26 protein-coding genes are annotated in these 26108 nt (G+C 66.4%); 10 read left to right on the top strand and 16 right to left on the bottom strand.

Annotated elements, in window-relative coordinates:
* Window positions 1–20: 20 nt before the first annotated feature.
* On the bottom strand, window positions 21–566 hold the full coding sequence (locus ACXAGF_RS07300; RefSeq protein WP_475015659.1) for a ubiquinol-cytochrome C chaperone family protein: 546 nt from the start codon (window positions 564–566) through the stop codon (window positions 21–23).
* A 134-nt stretch (window positions 567–700) separates the two neighbouring features.
* Here ACXAGF_RS07300 and ACXAGF_RS07295 point away from each other — a divergent pair, with 134 nt between their 5' ends.
* Window positions 701–1198 carry an outer membrane protein assembly factor BamE gene (locus ACXAGF_RS07295; protein ID WP_475015657.1) on the top strand — a complete coding sequence of 166 codons (498 nt, stop codon included), beginning with the start codon at window positions 701–703 and terminating at the stop codon, window positions 1196–1198.
* A 72-nt stretch (window positions 1199–1270) separates the two neighbouring features.
* On the opposite strand, the gene ACXAGF_RS07290 is transcribed toward ACXAGF_RS07295, so the two are convergent.
* From ACXAGF_RS07290 to ribH, 4 genes are all read right to left on the bottom strand, one after another.
* Window positions 1271–3406, bottom strand: a complete 2136-nt coding sequence (locus tag ACXAGF_RS07290) for a sodium-translocating pyrophosphatase (protein ID WP_475015654.1) — start codon at window positions 3404–3406, stop codon at window positions 1271–1273.
* Between the two features lie 187 nt (window positions 3407–3593).
* On the bottom strand, window positions 3594–4817 hold the full coding sequence (locus ACXAGF_RS07285; RefSeq protein WP_475015651.1) for an MFS transporter: 1224 nt from the start codon (window positions 4815–4817) through the stop codon (window positions 3594–3596).
* Window positions 4818–4826: 9 nt separating this feature from the next.
* The gene (gene nusB, locus ACXAGF_RS07280; RefSeq protein WP_475015649.1) at window positions 4827–5309 is read right to left on the bottom strand and encodes a transcription antitermination factor NusB; all 483 of its coding nucleotides are present in this window, start codon (window positions 5307–5309) and stop codon (window positions 4827–4829) included.
* The gene (gene ribH, locus ACXAGF_RS07275; protein WP_475015647.1) at window positions 5306–5767 is read right to left on the bottom strand and encodes a 6,7-dimethyl-8-ribityllumazine synthase; all 462 of its coding nucleotides are present in this window, start codon (window positions 5765–5767) and stop codon (window positions 5306–5308) included. Before ribH ends, nusB begins: the two co-directional genes overlap by 4 nt.
* A 208-nt stretch (window positions 5768–5975) precedes the next feature.
* Between ribH and ACXAGF_RS07270 the strand changes: the two genes are divergently transcribed.
* On the top strand, window positions 5976–6500 hold the full coding sequence (locus ACXAGF_RS07270; RefSeq protein WP_475015645.1) for a cupin domain-containing protein: 525 nt from the start codon (window positions 5976–5978) through the stop codon (window positions 6498–6500).
* Between the two features lie 116 nt (window positions 6501–6616).
* Here the strand turns inward: ACXAGF_RS07270 and ACXAGF_RS07265 are convergent, their stop codons facing one another.
* The 9 genes from ACXAGF_RS07265 to ACXAGF_RS07225 form a co-directional block, all read right to left on the bottom strand.
* Complete coding sequence (locus ACXAGF_RS07265) at window positions 6617–7411, bottom strand: Hint domain-containing protein (protein WP_475015643.1); 795 nt, start codon at window positions 7409–7411, stop codon at window positions 6617–6619.
* A gap of 290 nt (window positions 7412–7701) precedes the next feature.
* Window positions 7702–8517 (bottom strand): Hint domain-containing protein, encoded by an 816-nt coding sequence (locus ACXAGF_RS07260; protein WP_475015641.1) that lies wholly within the window; start codon window positions 8515–8517, stop codon window positions 7702–7704.
* 210 nt (window positions 8518–8727) lie between these two features.
* Window positions 8728–9348 carry a riboflavin synthase gene (locus tag ACXAGF_RS07255; RefSeq protein ID WP_475015638.1) on the bottom strand — a complete coding sequence of 207 codons (621 nt, stop codon included), beginning with the start codon at window positions 9346–9348 and terminating at the stop codon, window positions 8728–8730.
* A gap of 5 nt (window positions 9349–9353) precedes the next feature.
* Window positions 9354–10448, bottom strand: a complete 1095-nt coding sequence (gene ribD, locus ACXAGF_RS07250) for a bifunctional diaminohydroxyphosphoribosylaminopyrimidine deaminase/5-amino-6-(5-phosphoribosylamino)uracil reductase RibD (protein WP_475015636.1) — start codon at window positions 10446–10448, stop codon at window positions 9354–9356.
* A gap of 3 nt (window positions 10449–10451) precedes the next feature.
* The gene (nrdR, locus tag ACXAGF_RS07245) at window positions 10452–10931 is read right to left on the bottom strand and encodes a transcriptional regulator NrdR (protein WP_475015635.1); all 480 of its coding nucleotides are present in this window, start codon (window positions 10929–10931) and stop codon (window positions 10452–10454) included.
* Window positions 10932–10940: 9 nt separating this feature from the next.
* Entirely contained in the window at window positions 10941–12239 is a 1299-nt protein-coding gene (gene glyA / locus ACXAGF_RS07240; protein WP_475015633.1) for a serine hydroxymethyltransferase, read from the bottom strand.
* A 203-nt stretch (window positions 12240–12442) separates the two neighbouring features.
* On the bottom strand, window positions 12443–13768 hold the full coding sequence (locus ACXAGF_RS07235; protein WP_475015631.1) for a L,D-transpeptidase family protein: 1326 nt from the start codon (window positions 13766–13768) through the stop codon (window positions 12443–12445).
* 311 nt (window positions 13769–14079) lie between these two features.
* Window positions 14080–14589: a transcriptional regulator LdtR gene (gene ldtR, locus ACXAGF_RS07230; protein ID WP_475015630.1), complete on the bottom strand. Its 510-nt coding sequence runs from the start codon at window positions 14587–14589 to the stop codon at window positions 14080–14082.
* A 126-nt stretch (window positions 14590–14715) separates the two neighbouring features.
* Window positions 14716–15153, bottom strand: a complete 438-nt coding sequence (locus tag ACXAGF_RS07225) for a DUF6163 family protein (RefSeq protein WP_475015628.1) — start codon at window positions 15151–15153, stop codon at window positions 14716–14718.
* A gap of 143 nt (window positions 15154–15296) precedes the next feature.
* Between ACXAGF_RS07225 and hemB the strand changes: the two genes are divergently transcribed.
* The 4 genes from hemB (at window position 15297) to ACXAGF_RS07205 (ending at window position 18700) form a co-directional block, all read left to right on the top strand.
* Window positions 15297–16304, top strand: a complete 1008-nt coding sequence (gene hemB / locus ACXAGF_RS07220; RefSeq protein WP_475015626.1) for a porphobilinogen synthase — start codon at window positions 15297–15299, stop codon at window positions 16302–16304.
* A 92-nt stretch (window positions 16305–16396) separates the two neighbouring features.
* A complete protein-coding gene (locus ACXAGF_RS07215; protein ID WP_475015624.1) occupies window positions 16397–16858 on the top strand; it encodes an RDD family protein in 462 nt (153 codons plus the stop codon).
* Between the two features lie 150 nt (window positions 16859–17008).
* The gene (locus ACXAGF_RS07210; RefSeq protein WP_475015622.1) at window positions 17009–17770 is read left to right on the top strand and encodes an arginyltransferase; all 762 of its coding nucleotides are present in this window, start codon (window positions 17009–17011) and stop codon (window positions 17768–17770) included.
* Window positions 17771–17785: 15 nt separating this feature from the next.
* Entirely contained in the window at window positions 17786–18700 is a 915-nt protein-coding gene (locus tag ACXAGF_RS07205) for a DMT family transporter (RefSeq protein ID WP_475015620.1), read from the top strand.
* Between the two features lie 114 nt (window positions 18701–18814).
* Here ACXAGF_RS07205 and parC read toward each other — a convergent pair whose 3' ends face one another.
* The gene (gene parC / locus ACXAGF_RS07200) at window positions 18815–21091 is read right to left on the bottom strand and encodes a DNA topoisomerase IV subunit A (protein WP_475015618.1); all 2277 of its coding nucleotides are present in this window, start codon (window positions 21089–21091) and stop codon (window positions 18815–18817) included.
* A gap of 213 nt (window positions 21092–21304) precedes the next feature.
* Here parC and ACXAGF_RS07195 point away from each other — a divergent pair, with 213 nt between their 5' ends.
* From ACXAGF_RS07195 to queE, 4 genes are all read left to right on the top strand, one after another.
* Complete coding sequence (locus ACXAGF_RS07195; protein WP_475015616.1) at window positions 21305–22492, top strand: hypothetical protein; 1188 nt, start codon at window positions 21305–21307, stop codon at window positions 22490–22492.
* Between the two features lie 212 nt (window positions 22493–22704).
* A complete protein-coding gene (gene queC, locus ACXAGF_RS07190) occupies window positions 22705–23415 on the top strand; it encodes a 7-cyano-7-deazaguanine synthase QueC (RefSeq protein ID WP_475015614.1) in 711 nt (236 codons plus the stop codon).
* On the top strand, window positions 23415–23771 hold the full coding sequence (gene queD, locus ACXAGF_RS07185; protein WP_475015612.1) for a 6-carboxytetrahydropterin synthase QueD: 357 nt from the start codon (window positions 23415–23417) through the stop codon (window positions 23769–23771). Before queC ends, queD begins: the two co-directional genes overlap by 1 nt.
* The gene (gene queE / locus ACXAGF_RS07180) at window positions 23768–24505 is read left to right on the top strand and encodes a 7-carboxy-7-deazaguanine synthase QueE (protein WP_475015610.1); all 738 of its coding nucleotides are present in this window, start codon (window positions 23768–23770) and stop codon (window positions 24503–24505) included. Before queD ends, queE begins: the two co-directional genes overlap by 4 nt.
* Before the next feature lie 118 nt (window positions 24506–24623).
* Here queE and ACXAGF_RS07175 read toward each other — a convergent pair whose 3' ends face one another.
* On the bottom strand, window positions 24624–26108 hold the full coding sequence (locus tag ACXAGF_RS07175; RefSeq protein WP_475015608.1) for a SulP family inorganic anion transporter: 1485 nt from the start codon (window positions 26106–26108) through the stop codon (window positions 24624–24626).

Genomic DNA, 26108 nt, shown 5'->3' with positions numbered 1-26108 from the left:
CGCTTCCTCGCTGGCCCGGCTCAACCCGCGCGTCCGGCGGGCGGCAGCCGCACCTCGCCGGTCTCGACCGCCAGTTCGTCCAGCGCCGTCAAGCCGGCCTCCGCATCGAACAGGTAGCCGGCCAGGGCGCGCATGTCCGGGGCCGGCTCCTCCGCCTCGGGATAGATATTGCGTCGCAACGCCTGCGCAAGGGCGTCACGGTCGCCGGCGTCGAGCGCGGCCGCATAGGATTCAAGCCGTCCATAGAACTGGCCGGCGAGCTTCTTCATCCGCTTCGGCACGCCGACGTCACCGACACCCAGTTCGCGGATCGAGTGGTCCATGTCCTGAAAGAACGCGTCGACGATGCGCTGGGCGACCTCCTGGCCGGAGACGGCCGAGACGCGGGTCCGGCGGAAATAGAGGATCAGAACGGCCGACAGCATCTCGAACCGTCCCATCACCGTGTCGGGCACGTCGAGTGACTCGTAGAGATGCGGCTGGCGGGCGGCGGCGATCAGGTGGGCGTACTGGCGCTCCACAATGCGCTGGTTGGCGTTTTTTTTCCTGAACAGGCCGAAAATCATCATAACGCCCAGTTTTGGCTGATTGAAGGGGTGGAGCCGCCGCTGTCGTGTTGCATGACGGCGGAAGCTGGTTTACCGAAGCATCCACGAATTGCAATGGCTTGCCGGCCATCTTAGCCTCAAGGGGAATGTCGTTGAAGAGACGCTATTTCAGGACCGACACTAATCTGCTGCGCAGCGCGACGATTGCCATTGTCCTTTCCACCAGCGCGCTTTCCGGCTGCCAGACGGGCGAGGTCCTCAACCAGGGCTACATCGTCGACGAGCAGACCCTGGCACTCGCCCCGGTCGGCTCGTCGCGCGAGCAGGTGCTGCTCTCCCTCGGAACGCCCTCGACGACCGCCACCTTCGACAGCGAGGTGTTCTACTACATTTCCCAGAAGCGCTCGCGCCCGGTCGCCTTCATGAAGCCGAAGATCATCGAGCAGAGCATCCTGGCCGTCTACTTCAACAAGGAAGGCAACGTCGACCGGCTGGCGAACTATACGATCAAGGACGGCGTGCCGTTCGACATGATCTCGCGCACGACGCCGACCGGCGGTACCGAACAGACCTTCCTCGGTCAGTTGCTGAAGGGCGGGAGCGACCCGAACGCCGCGGTGCGGAACGCGCTCGCCGGCCCGGTCCAGTAGGCCGACAGATCAGTCCAGGCATGACAAAGCCGCGGGGCGCGAGCCCCGCGGCTTTCTTGTTTGTTGGTTCGATCAGGCCAGCACGGCGAGCAGCAGCAGGGCGACGATGTTGGTGATCTTGATCGCCGGGTTGACCGCGGGGCCGGCAGTGTCCTTGTAGGGGTCGCCGACCGTGTCGCCGGTGACCGACGCCTTGTGCGCCTCGGAACCCTTCATGTGACGCTGTCCGTCCTTGTCGACGAAGCCGTCCTCGAAGCTCTTCTTGGCGTTGTCCCAGGCGCCGCCGCCGGACGTCATCGAGATCGCGACGAACAGGCCGTTGACGATGACGCCGAGCAGCGAGGCGCCGAGCGCGGCGAAGGCCGAGGCCTTGGAGCCGGAGATCAGCAGCACGCCGAAGTAGACGACCAGCGGCGCCAGCACCGGCAGCAGCGACGGCAGGATCATCTCCCGGATCGCGGCCTTGGTCAAAAGGTCGACGGCGCGGCCGTAGTCCGGCTTGTCCTTGCCCTGCATGATGCCCGGCTTCTCGCGGAACTGCTGGCGCACCTCCTCGACGATCGAGCCGGCGGCGCGGCCGACGGCCGTCATCGCGATGCCACCGAAGAGGTAGGGGATCAGGCCGCCGAAGATCAGGCCCGCCACCACGTAGGGATTGGAGAGATCGAAGGAGATCTCGCCGATGCCGGCGAAGTAGGGATACTGTTCCGGATTGGCGGCGAAGTAGGACAGGTCGTTGGAATAGGCCGCGAACAGCACCAGCGCGCCGAGGCCGGCGGAGCCGATGGCATAGCCCTTGGTCACCGCCTTGGTGGTGTTGCCGACGGCGTCGAGCGCATCGGTCGACTTGCGCACCTCCGGCGGCAGCTGCGACATTTCGGCGATGCCGCCGGCGTTGTCGGTGACCGGGCCGAAGGCGTCGAGCGCCACGATCATGCCGGCGAGGCCGAGCATGGCGGTGACCGCGATCGCCGTGCCGAAGAGACCGGCGAGCTGGAAGGTGGCGATGATGCCGGCAACGATGACGATCGCGGGCAGCGCCGTCGATTCCAGAGAGACGGCCAGGCCCTGGATGACATTGGTGCCGTGGCCGGTCACCGAAGCCTGGGCGATCGAGTTGACCGGCCGCTTGTTGGTGCCGGTGTAGTATTCGGTGATGACCACGATCAGCGCGGTGACGACAAGGCCGACGAGGCCGCAGATGAACAGGTTCGTGCCGGTGACGTCGATGCCGGCCACCGTGCCGATCGAGCCCCAGCCGATGGTGAGCGACGTCGCCGCCCCGAGCCCGACTATGGACAGCAGCCCGGTGACGATCAGGCCCTTGTAGAGCGCGCCCATGATCGAGTTGTTGGTGCCGAGCTTGACGAAGAAGGTGCCGACGATCGAGGTGATGACGCAGGCCGCACAGACGGCGAGCGGATAGGCCATCGCCGTTGCCAGCACCGGCGTGCCGGCAAAGAAGATCGCCGCCAGCACCATGGTGGCGACCACGGTCACGGCATAGGTCTCGAACAGGTCGGCCGCCATGCCGGCGCAGTCACCGACGTTGTCGCCGACGTTGTCGGCGATGGTGGCCGGGTTGCGCGGGTCGTCCTCGGGAATGCCGGCCTCGACCTTGCCGACGAGGTCGCCGCCGACGTCCGCGCCCTTGGTGAAGATGCCGCCGCCGAGACGGGCAAAGATGGAGATCAGCGAAGCGCCGAAGCCAAGCGCCACGAGGGAATCGATGACCTCGCGCGACGCGGGCTCATGGCCGAGCACCGCGGTCAGGAACCAGTAGTAGATCGAGACGCCGAGCAGCGCCAGACCGGCGACCAGCATGCCGGTGATCGCGCCCGACTTGAAGGCGATCTCGAGACCGGAGGCGAGGCTGACCGAGGCGGCCTGCGCCGTGCGCACGTTGGCGCGAACGGAGACATGCATGCCGATGAAGCCGGCCACACCGGAAAGAACGGCGCCGATCAGGAAACCGATGGCGGCGGTCGAGGACAGAAGAAGCCAGGCGGCGATGAAGACGACGGCGCCGACGACTGCAATGGTCTTGTACTGGCGGGTCAGGTAGGCCTGCGCCCCTTCCCGGATATAGCCTGCGATTTCCTGCATGCGGGCGTTCCCCTGATCGGCGGCAAGCACCGACCGCGTCGCCCAGATGGCATAGACCACCGAGAGCAACCCGCATGCGATAACGCCCAATAGAATGGTCATTTCGCTATTCCCTCCTGTGAGGCCGCGTTCCGTTCCGCACGGCCATAAAAAACGCCAGCGGCCCGTTTGCCTCCTCACAAGACGGGCAGTTGACGACGCGCAGAGAGTGCAAGTGCGAATCGCCTGCGTCAAGACGTCGCGACATGCCGGAATTGGAAGAAAGGACCTATTTTTCGGGGGATAGGCGTCAGCCGGCGAGCGCCCGGCCGCGGTAGGCGAGCATCAATACGAGGAGCAGGCTGATGCCCGCGACCGGCCAAAAGACGAGGCTGATGGTCTGCCAGCCGTAGGCGGAGAAGACCTGGCCGGACGAGAACGAGGCGAGCGCGACGGTGCCGAACAGGACGATGTCGTGGAATCCCTGCACCTTGTCGGCCTCCTGCGGGCGATAGGTCGAGGCGACCAGAGCGGTCGAACCGATGAAGCCGAGGTTCCAGCCGATCCCGAGCAGGATCAACGCCCCCCAGAAATTCCAGAGCGCGATGCCGGCATGGGCAACCACCGCGCAGGCCATCAGGATCACGAGCCCGGCAGCGATCACCCTTTCGGTTCCGAAGCGCTGGATCAGCATGCCGGTGAAAAAGCTCGGCGCGAACATGGCGAGCACGTGCCACTGGATGCCGAGCGTGGCCAGTTCCTGCGAGAAGCCGCAGCCGATCACCATCGCGAGCGGCGCGCCCGTCATCATGAAGGTCATCAGGGCAAAGCTCGAGATGCCGCAGACCATGCCGGTCAGGAACCGCCGGGTCAGCACGATCTCCAACAGCGGCCGCGCCGGCGCGGCGTCTGCAAGCCGGGTCGCGGCGGCGTCGGGCAGGCGCAGCAGCAGGAACAGGACGATGGCGGACAGGCAGAGCGGCACCAGCGCGACAAAGGCGCCGGCAAACAGGACCGGCGCGAACAGGTCCTTGGTGAAGATCACCAGTTGCGGCCCGAGCACGGCGGAAATCACGCCGCCGCCGAGGATCCAGGAGATCGCGCGCGGCTTGTAGAAGGATGGCGAGGCGTCCGCTGCGGCAAAGCGGATCTTCTGGGTGAAGCCGGCGGAGACGCCGACCAGCAGGAACCCCGCCGCCAGCAGCCAGAAGTCGGAACGGAACAGCGAGATCGCCGCCAGCAAACCGCCGGCCGCGCCGATCACGGCCCCGGCGATGAAGCCGTTGGCACGGCCGAGATGACGCGCCAGAATGGCGACCAGCACCGCCCCCAGCGAGACGCCGAGGTTGAAGCCGGTCAGCGGCGTTGTGGCAAGCGACTTGTCCTCGCCGAGGAGTTCGTAACCGGCGATGCCGCCGACGGCGAACACCACCGGCCCGGCGGATGCCAGGATCGCCTGCGCCAGCGTCAGCAGCAGGACGTTGCGGCGCGCCGACGAGAGTTCGCGTTCCAGCCCGTCCGCCACCGCCGTCATCGTTCCGTCCTACGCCTTCTTCTCGCCGCGGATCTGCCTGGCGATGCGGTCCAGTACCGCGTTGACCAGCTTCGGCTCCTCGTCCTCGAAGAACGCCTTGGCGATCTCGACATACTCGGTGACGATCACCGCCACCGGCACGTCCTTGCGCTCCAGCAGTTCGAACGCGCCGGCGCGCAGGATCGCGCGCACGGTGGAATCGAGCCGCGACAGCGCCCAGTCGTCCTGCAGCGCGCCACCGATTAGCGGATCGAGCTTGCGCTGGTCACGCACGACGCCGGACACGATCGAACGGAACCAGGAGGGATCCGCCTTGAGATAGGTGTCGCCGTCCAGTTCCTGGCCCAGCCGGTGCGTCTCGTACTCGCTGACGATCTCCAGCACGCCGGTCCCGCCGACGTCCATCTGGTAGAGCGCCTGGACGGCGGCGAGGCGCGCCGCGCCGCGCTGGTTCGCCTGCTTCACCGGCTGATCCGCTTTGTCCTTGGTCACGATTCGCCGCCCAATTTCTTCTTCAGGTTGATCATCGTCAGCGCCGCGCGCGCGGCAAAGCCGCCCTTGTCGCCCTCGGTCCGGCGCGCGCGCGCCCAGGCCTGCTCGTCGTTCTCCACCGTCAGGATGCCATTGCCGATCGGCAGGCTCTCGCTGACGGCGAGGTCCATGATGGCGCGGCTGGATTCGTTTGCAACGATGTCGAAGTGGTATGTCTCGCCGCGGATCACCATGCCGAGTGCCACGAAGCCGTCATACTGAACACTGCCATTGTCCATGCCGTCGAGCGCCATCGCGATCGCTGCCGGTATCTCCAGCGCGCCGGGGACGGTGACGAGGTCGTAGGTCGCGCCGGCCGCGTCGAGGGCAGCCTTGGCGCCATCCAGCAGCGCATCGGCCATGTCGTCGTAGAAGCGGGCCTCGACGATGAGGAGATGAGGGGTTTCAGCATCAGCCATGGGTCACCCGAACAATTGAGGAGGAAGGCACGCGGTTCGTCGCGGCAGAGGCGCGGTAAAACCACGACGGGGCGCCGATGGCAAGGAAATTCGCGTCTGCGCCGCCGATTCGGGCCGGCCCGTCGCTTTATTCCGTGCCCCGGCTGGACTACGCATAGGCGGTGCGCGTTCCGCCTTGGAGCGGTGCTTCGTCCCGCGGAGTTTGACCATGACCGACCCCAGAAAACCCGTCGTCAATCCGACATCGCTAGAACTCGACCACCTGACGCAAGGAGACTTCTTCGAATCCCGCGATGTCTCCTTCGGCGCGCTGCTGGGCCTGAAGGACCTCGGCATCGGCTACGGCGAGGTGCCGCCAGGCAAGTCGGGCTGCCCGTTCCACAACCACCATGTCGAGGAGGAACTGTTCGTCATCCTCGAGGGAACCGGCACCTACCGCTTCGGACCGGCACGCTACGAGGTCGGCCCCGGCGACGTGCTGGGCGCCCCCGCCGGCGGTCCGGAAACCGCGCACCACCTGATCAACACCGGGGCGGTGCCGCTCAAGTACCTCTCGATCTCGACCATGGCCGCGACCGAGATCTGCGAATACCCCGATTCCGGCAAGTTCCTCGCCAAGACCCGCCCGGTTGCCGGCGGCCGGGCGTCCTTCCGCTTCATCGGCCGGGCGGAAGCCACGGTCGACTACTGGGAGGGTGAGCCGGGCGCGGGCAAGGACGCGCCCCGGCCCTGACGGAGACGCGCCCGAAGGCTACCGCGCGAACGCAGGACAGCCGCTCCCGCGGCTGTCCTGTCATCCCTTTAACTGGGCGGCGGTGCCGCAATTCCACATATCGCCGCGACCGGGCGTCAGCCGGCGAGCGCCCTCGCCCGATCGGCAAGTCGCAGTTGCGCATCGCCGATCGGGTCGCGCGCCGGTGCGAATGGGCGTACGCCCAACCGCAACAGGCCCTTCAGATGGTCGCGGCCATGGACGGTCGGCATCGGCGCGAACGGCGCCTGTACCCGCTGCGCCACCGGCACGAGCCGCTCGAACTCGGCGAAATTGGCAAACGCTTCGTGGTTTCCGCCCTCCGGGCGGAAGCTCTCCGCACCCGCGCCCTCGGCCAGAACGACCCCATGACACGGCAGCAGAAGGTTGTAGTACTCGATCGTGTCGCGGCCGGCCGGGAGCGCCGGCGTGATCGAGGATCCGTTGACGAGGTCCTTGGCGCGGATCAGGGCGCCGTCGATGTAGAGCGCATGGTAGGGGGAGACATAGAGATCGGTATGCGGCGTCTTGTCATCGAGCGCATGGCGGGCGATGCGGATGGGCAGCACGTCCTTCTGCCAGGCCCGGCCGGTCCGCTTGAAGGTCTGGCGACCGATCCAGCGGATCGCCACGGTCTCGCCGGTCACGGTCCGGACCAGATCGCCGGCGCGCAGGTCCTCGACCCGAACCTCGCCGTTTGCGGTCAGGATGGCCGTGCCGCGCAGGAAGCAGAGCGATCCGTCGCCCTTTCCGCCCTTGCCGCCCCGGCCCTTGCCCCAGTTGCTGCCGCCGGCCCAGGCCGGCAGCACCGACGAGGCAAGCACGCCGAGCGCTGCGATCCGGCCGCCGGTCGCCGCCGCCAGACCAAGGAAATGACGCCGGGCCCTGTTCATTTGGGAGGGCCCTTCGCTATTAGGCATGGCTGTCTCCTTCTCAAGGTTGCTTAGGGTTGTGATGCCATGCTGAAGGATTTTCACCGTAGGTGGAACGTCGTCATAAGGTCGCCTTCCTACCCGATATGGTCAGGTTGCAGCGCATGGGCAGCCTCTCCCAAAGGTGTATGCAGGCTAACCTTGCGGCAGAAGGTTGCCCTAGCGGCAGCGACGTCGGGCGGCAACGGGTCAGCAGCAGGCGCGCCGGGCGAGGCTGCCATCCCGGCCGACCCCGGTCGCGGGATCCCAAGCTAGGGGGCCATCGCCCTTGCGCGCGCCGCTAGCCGTTCCTGGGCGTTGCCGATGGCGTCGCGCCGATAGGCCCCCACCGACAGGCGCAGCAGCGCCTTGAGATGGTCGCGCCCGCGGAAGCGGACAACCGGGGCGAACGACGTCATGGTCATGGTCGCGGCCTCCGGCAGGAGCCGCTCGAGCTGGGCGAAGTTCTCGAACGCCTCATGGTTGGCGGCTTCGATCCGGAACGTCTCGGCGGGCGCGCCCTCGGCGAGAACCACTTCGTGGCTGTCGAGCAGCAGGTGGTAGTAGTCCACCGTCTGGTGCGCGGCGGGAAGCGCCGGAGCGATCGAGGTACCGTTGACGAGGTCCTTGGCCTGGATCAGGACGCCGTCCAGATACAGGCAGTGATAGGGCGAAACATAGAGATCGGCATGCGGCGTTCGATCGTCGAGCGCGTGGCGGGCAATCCTGACCGGCAGCACGTGTGGCTCCCAGCGGGCTCCCGACCGGCGGAAGCTCTGGCGGGCGATCCACCGGACCGGCATCGTTCTTCCATCGATGGTGCGGAGCAGATCGCCGGCCCGCAGGTCCTCAACCCGGACCTCGCCATTGGCCGTCAGGACCGCCGTGCCGCGCAGGAAGCAGCGGGACCCGCCGCCGCCCTTGCCGCCCCTGCCCTGGTTCTTGCGGGAGGCCCACGCGCCGGTGCCGGGAAGAACCGATGACGCCAGCACCGCCATCGCCGCAAGCTTGCCGCCGCTGGCCGCGGCTACCCCGAGAAAATGACGCCGCGCCCGATTCAGCTGCGACGACCGATCGATGTCTGCCATGGCTCCGCTCCTCGCTGCTGGCCGCGACCGGCCAAAGCACCTGAAGAACGGCATTCTGCCGCAGTTCCGCCCTTGGTTGAATGTGTTCTTAAGTCCGGGCCGAGGCGCGATCTACGTCAACAGGGGTAGGCCATCGGCACATTGGATGAACCCGTCAACACGCCTGGATTGCGCAAGGTTGCCGGACTGGCGGCACTCCCCGCCGGCCGGCTATTTCGCGCGCGGCGTTGGAAATTCCGCCAGCCGTGCGGCATAGCGGGCCATGGTGTCGACCTCGAAATTGACGAAGTCGCCCGCCTTGCGTTCGCCCCAGGTGGTGACCTCGAGCGTGTGGCGGATCAGCAGGACGTCGAAGACGTCGCCGTCGACCGCATTGACCGTCAGCGAGGTGCCGTCAAGGGCGACCGAGCCCTTGGGTGCGACGAAGCGCTCGAGTCCTGCCGGCGCGCGCAGGGTGAAGCGGGTGGCATCGCCCTCCGGCTCGACCGCGAGGATCTCGGCCTTGCCGTCGACATGGCCGGAAACGAGATGACCGCCGAGTTCGTCGCCGATCTTGAGCGACCGCTCCAGATTGATGCGAGTCCCCGGCCCCCAGCCGCCGATGGTCGTCAGCCGCAGCGCCTCCTCCCACGCCTCGACCTCGAACCAGCGATCGTTGCAGCCCTGCTCCGGCAAGGCGGTCACGGTGAGGCAGGTGCCGGAATGGGAAATAGAGGCCCCCATGTCGATCGTCGCCGGGTCATAGGCCGTGCGCACGCGCAGCCGCACCCCCGCGTTCATGGGTTCAGCCCGCTCGATCGTGCCGATATCGGTGACAATGCCGGTAAACATGCTTTTCAGCCTCTCTCATATTCTTCAAACAGGTCCGCGCCGAGCTGCATGGTCCGCACCCGCGTGAACCCCGTCGGCATCGCCGCCGACACACATGGGGATGGAACGCCGCCATCGCCAATCGGACGGGGTCCTGTATAAAGATGAATCCGGTCGACAAGGTCGGCGTCGAGGAAACTGCGCGCCACCGCCGCCCCGCCCTCGACCAGCAGCGAGGAGATACCGCGCGAGGCGAGCCCGGCGAGAAGAGCGTCCAGCTGATGCGGATCGCACTCCAGCACCTCGACACCGTCCCGGTCCAGCACCGCCCGGCGGGCATTGAAGGCCTCGTTCGCGTGCGTCGGATCGAGCGCAACGGCGATCACGGGAACGGACGGAGCCGTCGACACGAGCTTGCTGGCCGGCGGCAGCCGAAGGTCGCGGTCGAGCACGATGCGCACCGGCGAGCGATCCTCCAGGCCCGGCAGTCGGCAGGTGAGCTCGGGATCATCGGCCCTCACGGTGCCGATGCCAACGAGGATCGCATCGGCCTCAGCGCGGAGCTGGTGCACCTGCCCGCGCGCGACCGGCCCCGTCACGGCAACCTGCCCGGCGCCGAGGCGGCCCACCATCCCGTCAGAGGAAACGGCAAGCTTCAGAGTAACATATGAGCGTTTGCTAACCTGCCGCGTCAAGTAAGCGGCGAGCGCACGCCGGCCCTCCGCCTCCAGCACGCCGGTCTCGACCTCGATACCGGCGGCCTCGAGCATGGCTATGCCCCGGCCGGCGACGCGCTCGTCCGGATCGGTGACCGAGATCACGACCCGTGCGACGCCAGCGGCGATCAGCGCGTCGGCGCAGGGCGGCGTCTTGCCATGATGGGAGCACGGTTCAAGCGAAACATAGGCGGTCGCCCCGCGCGCCGCCGCTCCGGCCGCTGCGAGTGCGATGCGCTCGGCATGCGGCCGGCCACCGGGCGCCGTCACCCCGGTCGACAGTACCACGCCATCCTTGACCAGGATGCAGCCGACGGAGGGGTTGGTGGCGGTGCGCCCGAGATTGCGCCGGCCGAGCCGGATCGCCGCGGCCATGAACCGACGGTCGTCCGCCGCGCCGGCCATCGTTCAGGGCTCCTCGCCGGCGTCGCGCCCGATCTTGGCGGCAACCTCGGCTAGCGTCTTTTCGAAGTCGGCCACATGCGAGAAGTCGCGATAGACCGAGGCATAGCGGACGAAGGCGACGTCATCGAGCGCCTTCAGCGCCTCCAGCACCTGCAGACCGATCTGTTCCGACGAGATCTCCGTCTCGCCGGAACTTTCGAGGCGGCGCACGATGCCGGACACCGCCCGCTCGATGCGGTCGCGGTCGACCGGGCGCTTGCGCAGCGCGATCTCGAACGAGCGCATCAGCTTGTCCCTGTCGAAGGGGGCCTTGCGGCCCGTCTTCTTCAGTACCATCAGCTCACGCAGCTGCACCCTTTCGAAAGTGGTGAAGCGGCCGCCGCAATCCGGGCAGATGCGGCGGCGGCGAATGGCGGCTCCGTCCTCGGCGGGACGGGAATCCTTCACCTGGGAATCTTCCGAAGCGCAGTAGGGGCAGCGCATGCCGTGTCCTTACATGTAGGGGTACATGGGGAAACGGTCGGTCAGCGCGACCACCTTCTCCCGCACGGCGGCTTCGACGGCGGCATTGCCCTCGTCGGAGTTGGCGACCTTCAGGCCGTCGAGCACCTCGACGATCAGGTTGCCGATCTCCTTGAACTCGGCCTCCTTGAAGCCGCGGGTCGTGCCGGCCGGCGTTCCGAGGCGGATGCCCGAGGTGACGAACGGCTTTTCCGGATCGAAGGGGATGCCGTTCTTGTTGCAGGTGATGTAGCCGCGGCCGAGCGCGGCCTCGGCCCGCTTGCCGGTGGCGTTCTTCTTGCGCAGGTCGACCAGCATCAGGTGGTTGTCGGTGCCGCCCGAGACGATGTCGAGGCCGCCCTCGATCAGCGTCGCCGAAAGCGCCTTGGCGTTCTTGACGATCTGCGCGGCGTAGTCGTTGAACTCCGGCTGCAGCGCCTCGCCGAAGGCGACGGCCTTGGCGGCGATGATGTGCATCAGCGGGCCGCCCTGCAGGCCGGGGAACACGGCCGAGTTGATCTTCTTGGCGATGTCCTCGTCATTGGTCAGGATGACGCCGCCGCGCGGTCCGCGGAGCGACTTGTGCGTGGTGGTGGTGGCCACGTGGCAATGGGGGAACGGCGAGGGGTGCTGGCCGCCCGCGACGAGGCCGGCAATGTGGGCCATGTCGACCATCAGGTAGGCGCCGACCGAATCGGCGATCTCGCGGAAGCGCTTCCAGTCCCAGATGCGGGAATAGGCGGTGCCGCCGGCGATGATCAGCTTCGGCTTGTGCTGTTCGGCCTTGCGGGCGACGTCGTCCATGTCGAGCAGGTTGTCGCCCTCGCGCACGCCGTAGGAGACGACGTTGAACCACTTGCCGGACATGTTGACCGGCGAGCCGTGCGTCAGGTGGCCGCCCGAGTTCAGGTCGAGGCCCATGAAGGTGTCGCCCGGCTGGAGCAGCGCCAGGAACACGGCCTGGTTCATCTGCGAACCCGAGTTCGGCTGGACGTTGGCGAAGTTGACGCCGAACAGCTTCTTGGCGCGCTCGATCGCCAGTTCCTCGGCGATGTCGACATACTGGCAGCCGCCGTAGTAGCGCTTGCCCGGATAGCCTTCGGCGTATTTGTTCGTCATGATCGAGCCTTGGGCCTCGAGCACGGCGCGCGAGACGATGTTTTCCGAGGCGATCAGTTCGATCTCATGGCGCTGGCGGCCGAGTTCCTTCTGGATGGCCCCGAAAATGTCCGGATCGGTATCGGCGAGCGAACGGCTGAAGAATGCGTCGGTGGTGGAAGAAAGGCTCATCCTCGAGGCTCCTTTGGAACGGTGGCACGGTGTTTATCGTCCTCGCATGGCAAGGGCAATATCCGCTGTGCCGATTGCGGCATTTCCGGCCCGGCTGCGAAATAAAAACGACGCGCCGCGGCCGGACGGGGCAAAAATGCAGAAGGGCCGCGCGACCCGAAAGGTCGCACGGCCCTGACTAAGCCCCCGGCGGCCGGAAGCGCCTATTGCGGCAGCGCGTCCTGCTCGACGGCGCCTGCTGACTGCTCGACGCCGTAGTTCGTCTGCAGCGCCAGCTCGGCCACGCCGTCGCGCTGGTAGATGTCGTCGCGGAACTGCACGACCCGGTCCTTGGCCGACCAGGCGGTGATGTAGACGAAATAGACCGGCACCTCCTCGGCGAGCCGGATCGGTGTGTTGGAGCCCGACTTGATGGTCGCCTCGATCTGCGCGCGCGACCAGTCGGGCGTGTCCTTCAGCAGCCAGGTCGACAGGTCGCGTACGTTCTGAACGCGCACGCAGCCCGAGGATTCGAACCGCATCAGCTTGTTGAACAGCCCCTGCTGCGGGGTATCGTGCATGTAGACGGCATGCTCGTTGTGGAAGTTGATCTTGGTCGACGACATCGCGTTGATCTTGCCCGGGTCCTGCCGGAACATCAGGTTCGGCGCCTTGTCGGCGAACCAGTCGATCGTCTCCGGCGCCACCTCGTTGCCGCTGGCGTCGATCAGGCGGATGTTGTTGCGGGTCAGGTAGGTGGGGTCCTTGCGCATCAGCGGCACGATGTCCTTCTGGACGATCGAGCGCGGCGCGGTCCAGTAGGGATTGAGGATCACCTCGTAGATCTTGGAGTTCAGGATCGGCGACTGGCGGTCGATCTTGCCGACGATCGCGGTATGGCGCAACGCCACGCGGTTGCCCTCCACCGCCTCGATATAGGCGGCGGGGATGTTCACCATCACGTAGCGATAGCCGAGATCGCCGGACATCGCCTGGATGCGGATGAGGTTCGTCTGCAACTGGCCGAGACGGACATCGGCGGGCACGTTGATCGCTTTCAGCGTGAACTCGCCGAGGACACCGTCGGCCGGCAGCCCGTGACGCGCCTGGAAGCGCTTCACCGCGCCGTCGACGTAGGAATCATAGGCATTCGAGATCCCGGCCGCGCGCGGCAGGTCGCCGGAGATGATCAGGCGCTGGCGCAGCGTCTGAATGACGGGATCACTGACGCCGAGTTCCAGCCGCTGCGCGGCGTTGACCGTCGGCCAGCCGCCGGCAGACACGATGTTCTGGTAGTCGAAGATCGCCTGCTGGATGTGGACGGTCGAGTCCGGCCCGAAGATCGGATTGTTGGATACGACCGCAGTCGCCGTGCGCGAGGCCTTGGCGTCGAACTGGTCGTCCCAGTTGCCGCGGCGCGGCGCGTTGAGGATGTCGTCGATCGCGGTCTGGGCGCTCGCGGTGCCGGCGACGGCGGCAGCCCCCAGGGTCGCGGCCGAACGCAGGAAGGCACGGCGCGAGTACACATCAATTCCGATCTTGCGAGACATCTATCCTACCAATCTCTGGCGATTGCACAGCACGGCGCTTGCCCCACGCGAATCGCTTGGCCGATCAAAGGCCCATGTTCCACGGGTGCTAGCACAAACAGGGTTAACAAACGGAAACGCCCATGCCGCCGGCGCCTGGCCGCGGCCCACAATTCGCTGTCACAGCAATATGGCCAAAGCGTGTTCCGGACGCATGCGGCGGTCACGCCTGCGTGAGACCGGACCGTGCCAAAAGCAGAAAACCGGACGCGCAGGGACGCATCCGGTTTTGTCGACGCTGGAGGTCGTCTCTTGCTGCTTCGGCACCCCGATCAGAGGCGGTAGAGGATCGAGTCGTTCCAGAACCGGTCGAGGCGCTGCAGCAGGCGGTTCATCTCGTTGAACTCGTTCTCGCCGATGCCGCCGACTTTCTGGATCGAGCCGATGTGGCGGTCGTAGAGCTTGGCGACCGTCTCGGCGACCTCCTGACCGCTCTCGGTCAGGCTGATGCGTACCGAGCGGCGGTCGATCCGCGAGCGCTGGTGGTTGATGAAGCCGAGGTCGACCAGCTTCTTGACGTTGTAGGAGACGTTCGAGCCGAGGTAGTAGCCACGCGAGCGCAACTCGCCGGCAGTCAGCTCGGAATTGCCGATGTTGAAGAGCAGCAGCGCCTGCACGGCGTTGACGTCGGAGCGGCCAGCGCGGTCGAACTCGTCCTTGATGACGTCGAGCAGACGGCGGTGCAGACGCTCGACGAGATGGAGGGATTCCAGGTAGAGATTGCGGATCGCATCGTCCTGCGGATCGACTGCGGGGGCCTGTGGCTTCAGCTTCGTGTTCATCGTTTCTGCCTCACTGTTTTGGTGGCGGTGTCTTTCTTCCCGCCTTGAGTGAGACACTATCGAATGCGTCTAAAATTCTACTTAAACCTCAGCCTTAACAGCGCCTTACCTTTTCGCGACGCAGTTTCAGGGTAAATCACTTCTTACCTGCCGCGCCTGCTTGCGCCGCTGCAGGAACAACGCCGCCTGGAACAGCAGATAGACGACGGCGACCGCGACATGGGCAAAGACGAGCAGCCGGTTGATGCCGAAGATGGAGGGATAGAACTCGTGCATGCCGATCTCGGTGGCCGCCGCCAGAACCCACACGACCGCGCCCCAGGGGGCGACCAGCCACAATCCGACCGCCGCGACCGGATACATCACCGCCAGCGCGGTCGCGGCCGCCTTCCAGGCGCTCGGCAGGAGATCGAAACGTCCCCTCCCCTCCAGCGACACGCCGGTGAGCATGGCCCAGTACTGCAGCGCGAACCACAGGCAGACGACCGCCATCAGCCGCAGGAAGAGCACGAACAGCGTGTCCGTGAGGGTCCATCGCGGCACGTTCGGAGAATCAGAAACCATGGGCGGACAATAACAGCCCGTGCCTGCGCATAAAGCTTCATTGTCGGGCGAGCGGCCTTGTGCCGCATTCGCTTCGCCCGGCAGGCTTTGGTAAGCCTGCGCTGCGTGCTAAGAGCGCAGGAACGTAATGCAGGGACAAGTCCATGACCAACATCGTCGATGAAATCACCGGCCATCGCCGCATGCGCCGCAACCGCAAGGCCGACTGGACGCGGCGGCTGGTGCGGGAGACGCAACTGACGGTCGACGACCTGATCTGGCCGGTCTTCGTCGTTCCCGGCACCAACGTCGTGGAGCCGATCGCGGCGATGCCGGGCGTCAACCGCATGAGCGTCGACCGCCTCGTCGAGGCGGCCAGGGAGGCGGCCGATCTCGGCATCCCGGCGCTCGCGACCTTCCCCAACATCGAGATGGGCCTGCGCGACGAGACCGGCTCGAACAGCCTCGCCGCCGATAACCTGATCAACGAGGCGACACGGGCGCTGAAGCGGCACGTGCCGTCGATCGGCGTCATCACCGACGTGGCGCTAGACCCCTTCACCAGTCACGGCCATGACGGCATCCTGCGCGGCGGCGAGATCGTCAACGACGAGACCGTCGAGCAGGTGGCCCGGGCCGCGGTCATCCAGGCCGACGCCGGCTCCGACATCATCGCCCCGTCCGAGATGATGGACGGCCGCATCGGCGTGATCCGGCAGGCGCTCGACGCGGCCGGGCACCAGAATGTCGGCATCATGTCCTACGCGACCAAGTTCGCCTCGGCCTTCTACGGTCCCTATCGCGAGGCGATCGGCACCGGCGGGCTGCTGAAGGGCGACAAGAAGACCTACTATATCGATCCGGCCAACGGCACCGAGGCGATCCGCGACGCCGCGCTCGACGTCGAGGAAGGCGCCGACATGCTGATGGTCAAGCCCGGCCTGCCCTATCTCGACATCTGCTGGCGCATGAAGGAGGCCTTCGGCCTGCCGGTTTTCGCCTACCAGGTGTCCGGCGAGTACGCCCAGATCAAGGCGGCCGCGATGAACGGCTGGATCGACGGCGAACGCGTGATGCTGGAGACCCTGCTCGCCTTCAAGCGCGCCGGCTGCGACGGCATCCTCAGCTACTTCGCGGTCGAGGCTGCGCGGCTGCTGTCGGCCAGGGCCTGAACCGCCCGGGCGCGACGCGCAGAACGTCGCCGCATTGCATTTGTGGCGGCGTTTCCCATATCAGGGACAGTGGAAACGCACAGGAGCGACCGATGAGCAACTTTGGCGAGGTTCGTTTGCCGAGCACGGACTGGCGTGCCTATCGCGGCGTGCTGTCGCGCCGGGTGTTCGCGTTCCTGATCGACTACGCCATCGTCGCGCTGCTGTGGATCCCGGCCGCTGTGGTCGTGTTCTTCCTCGGCATCATCACGCTCGGGCTCGGCTGGATGCTGTACCCGGCCCTGTTCGTGATCGTCGCCATGCTGTATTTCGGCCTGACGATCGGCGGTCCGAACCAGGCCAGCGTCGGCATGAACGTGATGGACCTTGCGGTGATGCGCGTCGACGGCCGGCCGATGGATTTCCTCACCTCGGTCGTCTACCTCGTGCTGTTCTGGGTCGGCAACGCCATCCTGACGCCGTTCATCCTGCTGATCGGCCTCTTCACCGATCGCAGCCGCCTGCTGCACGACCTCCTGCTCGGAACCGTCGTGGTCCGGCGCTCGAGCCTGTAGCGCCGAAAGGTGGCGGATGCGGGCTTTTCCACAGGCACGGGCCGCCGTCACCTCCGCAAGCGTCCCGTTCCAACGGGGCAGTTGACCTTTTCCTCACTTGCGCCATCCTGATACTGTTTGTGAGGCCCGGTTGGAGTCGCGCGCCAGAAGATGAACACCCAGACAACACCCGCCCCCCAATTCTACCTGACGGCTCCGGCGACGTGCCCGTACCTGCCCGACGAGATGGAACGGAAGGTGTTTACCCATCTCGTCGGCGAACGCGCGCCGGAACTGAACGACCTTCTCACCCAGGGCGGCTTCCGCCGCTCGCAGAACATCGCCTACCGCCCGGCCTGCGAGACCTGCCGGGCCTGCGTTTCCGTGCGCATCCTCGTCGACGAATTCGAACCGACTCGCTCGATGCGGCGCGTAATGTCGAGGAATGCCGGGCTGGTGGCCCATGAATATCCGGCCGAGCCGTCGAGCGAACAGTACTCGCTGTTCCGCCACTATCTCGACCATCGCCACCAGAAGGGCGGCATGTCCGACATGTCGGTGCTCGACTACGCGATGATGGTCGAGGACACCCATGTCCACACGAAGATCATCGAATACCGCCTGCGCACCGAAGGCTCGGGGATCGAGGAACGCCCGCGCGGCGACCTCGTCGCCGTCGCCCTGACCGACCGGATGAGCGACGGCCTGTCGATGGTCTATTCCTTCTATGATCCCGAGCGCGAACAGCGGTCGCTCGGCACCTTCATGATCCTCGATCATATCCGTCGCGCCAGGGCGCTCGGCCTGCCTCACGTCTATCTCGGTTACTGGGTCAAGGGATCGCGGAAAATGGACTACAAGGTCAAGTTTCTGCCGCAGGAACACCTTCTTGCCCGCGGCTGGGAGCGCTATGACGGCGAGAGTTCAGACTGAGAATCGGATTTTCGCGTGCCACCCGCTCTTGACCCCGCCTTGCATCGCAAGGGCCTGACGATCACCGCCATCGGCGGACTGGCCCTGTCGTTCGACATCCCGCTGATCCGCTCCGCACAGGGCGAGGTCTGGTCGCTGCTCGCCATCCGCAGCCTGTCGACCTTCGTCGTCGCCATCGCCGTCTGGTCGATCGTCCGCTTTGTCATCAAGCGCCCGGCTGCGCTAATACCGGGGCGCGCCGGTCTGTTGGCGGGCCTGCTCTACGGCATCAACTCGCTGACCTTCATGCTGGCGGTATTCAACACCACCACCGCCAACGTCGTCTTCATCCTCGCCTTCACCTCGATGTTCGCAGCCCTGCTGTCCTGGGCGTTTCTCGGCGAGCGTCCGTCCAACGCGACGCTCCTGACGATGGCGGCGATGGTGTGCGGCGTCGCCCTGATCGTCCAGGACGGGCTCGAGAGCGGCAACCTCTTCGGCGATGCCATGGCGGCCTGTTCGGCACTGCTGCTGGCGGCGGCCATCACCATCAGCCGCAAGAGCGGCGCCGACATGGGCTTCGTGCCGCTGGTGACCGCCATCGTCCCCGGCCTTGTTGCGCTGCTGCTGCTGCCGGGCGGCACCCTTGCGGTCGAACAGCCGGCCTATATCCTGTTCAACGGGCTGGTGATGATCCCGCTCGCCTTCTGGTGCCTGGCCACCGGGCCGCGCTTCCTGTCCGCGCCGGAGGTCGGCATGTTCTACCTGCTCGAGACGGTGCTGGCTCCGATCTGGGTGTGGATCGTCTTTGCCGAGCGCCCGTCCGGCCAGACCATCGCCGGCGGCTCGATCCTGATCGCCGCGCTGCTCGCCCACTCGCTCTGGCAGATGCGCAGCAAAGCCAGGATCGCGGCCCTGCGCGGCGCCGTCGCCGAGCCGGCGGCGGGATAGACGCGGCGACCTCGCCGGTGTCGCTGCGGGCGCGAGCGGCGCGGAATGTTGCCCCTGCGCACCGTGCGTTCTTCCCTGCCCGGGCCCGCGGCCGGGGCATCGGGCAGCCACCGGCTAGCCGCTGAACTTGCCGCTGCGCGGGAACCCCTTCGGCACCGTCCGGCCGGCGCCGGCGCGGTCGCCCGTCCATTCGAGCAGTTCGTCCTTGCTGCGCACGAAGTTGCGCCCGGCGCTGTCGTCCCAGGACAGCCCCTCGGCCATGGCGAAGCAGCGCACGTCGGAGATGCCGCCGTCCTTGTAGCGCTGCAGGCGCACGCCCTTGCCGCGCGACATCTCCGGCAATTGCACCAGCGGGAAGACCAGCATCTTGCGGTTCTCGCCGACGACGGCGACGTGGTCGCCGCGGACCGGCACCACCAACAGCGCCTCGTCCGGCATGGCGACGTTCATCACCTGCTTGCCCTTGCGGGTGTTGGCGACCATGTCGCTCTCCGCGACCACGAAGCCGTTGCCGGCGCGCGAGGCGATGACCACCTTTCGACCCGCATCATGCGCGAACGCGGTCAGCACGTCCTGGTCGTTCTCCATGTCGACCATGATGCGCAGCGGCTCGCCATGGCCGCGCCCACCCGGCAGCTTGTCGGCACCGAGCGTATAGACCTTGCCGCCGGTGGTGACGACGAGGATCTTGTCGGTCGTCTGTGCCGGGAACGCCACCTTGAGCGCGTCGCCCTCCTTGAACTGCAGGCCGGAGGTGTCGGCGATGTGCCCCTTCAGCGCGCGGATCCAGCCTTTTTCCGAGATCACCACCGTAACCGGTTCCTTCTCGATCATCGCCTGCTGGATCGCCTCGACGTCGGCGTCGGGCGCGTCGGCGAACTGGGTGCGGCGCTTGCCGAGTTCGGTCGCCTTGGCGAATTTCTTCTTCACCTCGCCGATCTCCCAGGCGACGGTCTGCCACTGCTTGGCCTCGGAGGCGAGCAGCGCCTCGATCTCCGCCTTCTCCTTGGTCAGCGCGTCGAACTCGGTGCGGATCTCGAATTCCTCGAGCTTGCGCAGCGAGCGCAGGCGCATGTTGAGAATCGACTCGGCCTGCAGGTCGGTGAGCGAGAACCGCGCCATCAGCGCCGGCTTCGGCTCGTCCTCCTCGCGGATGATGCGGATCACCTCGTCGATGTTGAGATAGGCGACGAGGTAGCCGCCAAGGATCTCCAGGCGTCGCTCGATCGCGGCAAGGCGATGGCGGGAACGGCGCAGCAGCACGTCGCGCCGGTGCGCCAGCCACTCCGACAGCACCTCGTTCAACGCCATGACGCGCGGCACGCGGCCCATCGACAGGACGTTCATGTTCAGCGGAATGCGGCTTTCGAGCTCGGACAGCTTGAACAGCGATTCCATCAGGATCGTCGGATCGACGCTGCGGCTCTTCGGCACGAGGACGATGCGCACGTCCTCCGCCGACTCGTCGCGGATATCCTCCAGCAGCGGCACCTTGCGCGCCAGCAGCAGCTCGGCGATCTTCTCGATCAGGCGCGATTTCTGCACCTGATAGGGAATCTCGGTGACGACGATCTGGAAGCCGCCGCGGCCGAGGTCCTCGGTCGTCCACTTCGCCCGCACGCGGAAGCCGCCGCGGCCGGTCCGGTAGGACTCCAGCATGCTCTCGCGGCTCTCCACGACGATGCCGCCGGTCGGGAAGTCCGGCCCCTCGATGCCGCCCTTCTGCGGGTTCGCCGGGTCGAACATCAGCTCCTCGACGCTCGCCCCCGGGTTCTTGATCAGATACAGCGCCGCATCGCACAGCTCATGGGCGTTGTGCGGCGGGATCGAGGTGGCCATCCCGACCGCGATGCCAGAGGCGCCGTTGGCCAGCAGGTTCGGGAAGGAGCCCGGCAACACCACCGGCTCCTGGTCCTCCTCGTTGTAGGTCGGGCGGAAATCGACCGCGTCCTCGTCGATGCCCTCCAGCAGCAACGAGGCGACGTCGGTCATCTTCGCCTCGGTGTAGCGGTAGGCAGCGGCATTGTCGCCGTCGATGTTGCCGAAGTTGCCCTGGCCGTCGACGACCGGATAGCGCTGCGAAAAGTCCTGCGCCAGGCGCACCAGCGCGTCGTAGACCGACTGGTCGCCGTGCGGGTGGAACTTACCGATGACGTCGCCGACGATACGGGCGCATTTCTTGAACGAGGAATTCGGCCTGAGGCCCATCTCGCTCATGGCGTGGATGATGCGGCGGTGGACCGGTTTCAGCCCGTCGCGCACGTCCGGCAGCGCGCGGTGCATGATGGTCGACAGCGCGTAAGCGAGGTAGCGCTCTTCCAGCGCCGCCTTGAGGTCGACCGGATGGATGTTGTCGTCTCCGCCAGAGGGCGGCAAAATCTCTTGTCCCATTGGGCTTGACTACCGAAAATGCCGATTCGCGGCAAGGAATCCGGGCGATTGCGCTGTGGATAGCAGGGCGTGGCGGCCGGCCACAATTACGGAACCTTCGAGATTTACACTCTGCCGCCATGGACGCTTAACCCATTGAGAATATAGTCCGCCGACCACACGTCCAGTTGCCCGGGACGGCATTCGCCACCGGTTTCCAGAGAAGAGGACCCCATGTTCCAGAAACGCACCCTCCGTACGATGCTGGCCGGCGTCGCCTTGGCTACGCTCGCAAGCCCGGCCCTTGCCATCGACGGCGCCGACCTCGTCAACAAGCTGAACGCGGCCAGTGGTGCGAGCGGTTTCGCCGTCTCCTACGGCAACATCGCCGTCGACGGCGACACCGTCACGCTCGAGGCGGCTAGGTTAACGCCGGCCGGCGGCGAGCCCGCAATGGTGGGCGACGTCACGCTCGAGGGCGTCGAGGAGGACGGCAGCGGCGGCTATACCGTCGAAACCGTCCGCTTTCCCGACGTCGACCGGACCGACGACGGCGTCACCGTGAAGGCGACGGACCTGACGATCGGCGGGCTGGCCATCCCGGCGACGGTCGATGGCAAGTCGCTCGATTCGGTCATCCTCTACGAAAGCGCCAGCGCCGGCCCGGTCACCGTTACCCGCAAGGGCGCCGAGGTGTTCTCGATGTCGGGCATCGAGGCGACGGTACAGCGCATGGCAAACGACGGGGGGCTCACCTACGACGCCACGCTTTCCGACATCAAGGCCGACCTCAGCCAGATCGAGGACCCGAAGTCACGGGACACCATCGAGAAGCTCGGCATGCAGACCCTCGACGGCCGGATCACGATGAAGGGCAGCTGGGAGCTCGAAAGCGGCAAGTTCGCCCTGGAGGAGTACGCGCTCGACTTCAACGACGTCGGCCGGCTCGACCTTTCCTTCGCCATTTCCGGCTACACCATGGACTTCATCCACTCGATGCGCGAGGCGATGGAGGCCAACCAGGCCAATCCGAACAAGGACGAAGCCAATGCGGCCCTCGGCATGTCGATGATGGGGCTGCTGCAGCAACTGACCTTCGACAGCGCCGTGATCCGGTTCGCCGATGCGTCGCTGACGAAGAAGGTTCTGGAGGTGGTCGGCGCAGAGCAAGGCGTGTCCGGCGAGCAGATGGCCCAGTCGCTCAAGGGCCTCGTGCCGCTGATGATCGCCCAGCTCAACATGCCCGAACTGCAGAACCAGATCGCGCAGGCCGTCAACACCTATCTCGACGACCCGAAGAACCTGACGATCAGCGCCGCACCGGCCAAGCCCGTGCCATTCCCGATGATCATGGGGGCGGCCATGGGCGCGCCGAACACGATCCCGCAGGTGCTCGGCGTCACGGTGACGGCGAACCAGTAACCGGCCCCCACGGCAACAACGGAAAGCCCGGGCCAGACCCGGGCTTTCTGTTTTCCCGATGGCGGGCGGGGCACGGTCCCTGCCCGCCCCGCCAACGATATGGCGGACACCTGAAGGATGTTTGCCATTCCCTTGGGCCGCGCTTTGCCCTAAAGAGCGCCCAGGTCACTCTCCGGTCGCAGCCTACCCGGTCAAAACAAGGACAACAGACTATGAGGACAATCGTCATCTGCTCCGGCGGACTGGATTCCGTATCGCTGGCGCACAAGGTCGCAGCCGAGCACGAGCTGGTCGGGCTTCTCTCGTTCGACTACGGCCAACGGCACCGCAAGGAGCTCAATTTCGCCGCCGCCTGCGCCGAACGGCTGGGCGTGCCGCACCAGATCATCGACATCCGTGCCATCGGCCAGAGCCTGACCGGTTCGGCCCTCACCGACGAGGTCGAGGTGCCGGACGGCCACTATGCCGAAGAGACGATGAAGGTGACCGTGGTGCCGAACCGCAACGCCATCATGCTCGCCATCGCCTTCGGGGTGGCGGCGGCGCGGGACGCCGAGGCCGTCGCGACCGCCGTGCATGGCGGCGACCACTTCATTTATCCGGACTGTCGCCCCGGCTTCATCGACGCCTTCCAGGCCATGCAGAACCATGCGCTGGAGGGCTACGCCAACGTGAAGCTCCATGCGCCCTACGTCAACGTCTCGAAGGCGGACATCGTCACCGACGGGGCCCGCCACGGCACCCCGTTCGCCGCCACCTGGTCCTGCTACAAGGGCGGCGACCGGCATTGCGGCCGCTGCGGCACCTGCGTCGAACGGCGCGAGGCCTTCCATCTCGCCGGCGTCGAGGACCCGACCGACTACGACGATCCGGAATTCTGGATCGCCGCCACCGCCGGGCCTGCGGCGAAGGCGGTGAAGTGATGTTCCGGATCACCAAGGAATTCCACTTCTCGGCCTCGCACCAGCTGACGAGCCTGCCGCCGGAACACCAGTGCGCCCGCCTGCACGGGCACAACTACGTGGTCGAGGTGGAACTCATGGCGGACGCCCTGAACGAGCACGGCTTCGTGCGCGACTATCACGAGCTTGCGCCGCTGAAGCGCTATATCGACGAATGCTTCGACCACCGCCACCTCAACGACGTGCTGGGCCACGACCGGGTAACGGCGGAATGCCTGGCCAAGCACTTCTACGACTGGTGCAAGGAACGGCTGCCGGAAACCTCCGCTGTGCGCGTGAGCGAGACCGCCAAGACCTGGGCGGAATACCGGCCATGACGAGCCAGCCCGACGCCGAAATCCGCGTCAGCGAGATCTTCGGACCGACGATCCAGGGCGAAGGCGCGCTGATCGGCGTGCCGACCGTGTTCGTCCGGACCGGCGGCTGCGACTACCGCTGCTCCTGGTGCGACAGCCTGCACGCGGTCGACAGCCAGTACCGCGACCAGTGGCAGGCGATGTCCACCGAGGCGGTCTGGAGGCAGGTGACGCGGCTGTCGGGCGGCAGGCCGCTGACGGTCACGCTGTCCGGCGGCAATCCGGCGATCCAGCCGTTCGCCGACCTGATCCGGCGCGGCCAGGCCGAAGGCTACCGTTTCGCGCTCGAGACGCAGGGATCGGTTGCCAGGGACTGGTTTTCGGAGCTTGACGTGCTGGTGCTGAGCCCGAAGCCGCCGTCGAGCGCGATGACAGCCGATTGGGACGCGTTCGATGCCTGTCTCAGCGCCGCGGCGGGCAAGCCGCAGACGCTGCTGAAGGTCGTCGTGTTCGACGAGGCGGACTATGCCTTTGCCAGAAGCGTGGCCGCGCGCTATCCGCACCTTGCGATGCACCTGCAGCCGGGCAACCACACGCCCCCGCCGCCCGAGGACGACAGCGCCCTCGTCGATATCGACGGCGTCAACGCGCGCATGCGCTGGCTGGTGGAGAAGGTCGTCGCCGACCGCTGGTTCGAGGCGCGCGTGCTGCCGCAGCTTCACGTGCTGCTGTGGGGCAACAAGCGCGGCGTCTGAGCCCTGCCTTGTTGCGGAGCTGTTCCCGCCCGGTCCGACTTTGCCAATCCGCCCCTGCCACAATCGAAAGGCCCGGCAATCAGTTTGCCGGGCCTTTTCCTTGGGCGGTTGTCCGCGGTCAGTGCGCGGCCGGCACGGCGGCGTCGTCCTTGTCGTGCAGGGCGAAGCGGTCGAGCATATGCGCGCTCGCCTCGTTCACGCCCCTCACCTCGACGTCGATGCCGTGGCGGCGATACTTCAGGACGACCTTGTCGAGCGCGCCGACGGCGGTGATGTCCCAAAGGTGGGCGTTGGAAACGTCGATCAACACCTTCTTCAGCGGCTCGGCAAAGTCGAAGGCGGCGATGAAGCTTTCGGTCGAGGCGAAGAAGATCTGGCCGTCGACGTGGTAGGTGCGGGTCTGGCGGTCCGCGTCGAGCACGGAGCGGACATGGAACAGGCGTGCGACCTTGCCGGCAAAGAACACGCCGGAGAGCAGCACGCCCACCAGCACGCCCTTGGCAAGGTCGTGCGTGCCGACGGTGGTGACGACGGTCGCGAGCATGACGATCGAGGACGGCAGCGGGTTGCGGCGCAGGTCGAGGATCGAGCGCCAGGAGAAGGTGCCGATCGAGACCATGATCATGATCGCGACGAGCGCGGCCATCGGGATGACGCGGACGAGGTCGTCGAGCACGAGGATCAGGAACAGCAGGAAGGCGCCGGCGACGAAGGTCGACAGGCGGCCGCGGCCGCCGGAGGTGACGTTGATCACCGACTGGCCGATCATGGCGCAGCCGCCCATGCCGCCGATCAGGCCGGAGGCGATGTTGCTGGCGCCCTGGCCGATGCATTCCTGGCTCTTGGAGCTGGTGGTGTCGGTCATGTCGTCGACGATCTGCGCCGTCAGCAGCGATTCCAGCAGCCCGACGGCGGCCAGCGCCATCGCATAGGGAAAAATGATCTGCAACGTCTCCAGCGTGAGCGGCACCTGCGGCAGCGCGAAGATCGGCAGGGCGGAGGGAAGCTCGCCGAGATCGCCGACGGTGCGCAGGTCGAGCCCGCCCCAATAGGCGACGGCGGTGAGCACTGCGATCGCGACCAGCGGCGACGGCACGGCCTTGGTGACGTAGGGGAACAGGTAGATGATCGCCAGACCCGCCGCGATCATCACATAGGTTAGGTTCGGCACACCGATCAGTTCCGGTAGCTGCGCCATGAAGATCAGGATCGCCAGGGCGTTGACGAAGCCGGTGATGACGGAGCGCGAGACGAAGCGCATGACGCGGCCGAGCTTGGCCATGCCGGCGAGGATCTGGATCAGCCCCATCAGCAGCGTCGCGGCGAACAGGTACTCGAGGCCGTGCTCCTTCACCAGCGTCACCATCAGCACGGCGGTGGCAGCGGTGGCGGCCGAGATCATGCCGGGACGGCCGCCGGTAAAGGCCGACACACAGGCGATGGCGAAGGACGCGAACAGGCCGACCTTGGGATCGACGCCGGCGATGACGGAGAAGCCGATGGCCTCGGGGATGAGCGCGAGCGCCACGACGATGCCGGAGAGGACATCGGCGCGGATGTTGGAAAACCATTCGCGTTTGTAGGTCGAGAGCGTTGTTTTCAT

This window comes from Mycoplana sp. ABR4_002 (assembly GCF_056159645.1).
This window is presented reverse-complemented; position numbering and strand designations above follow the sequence as displayed.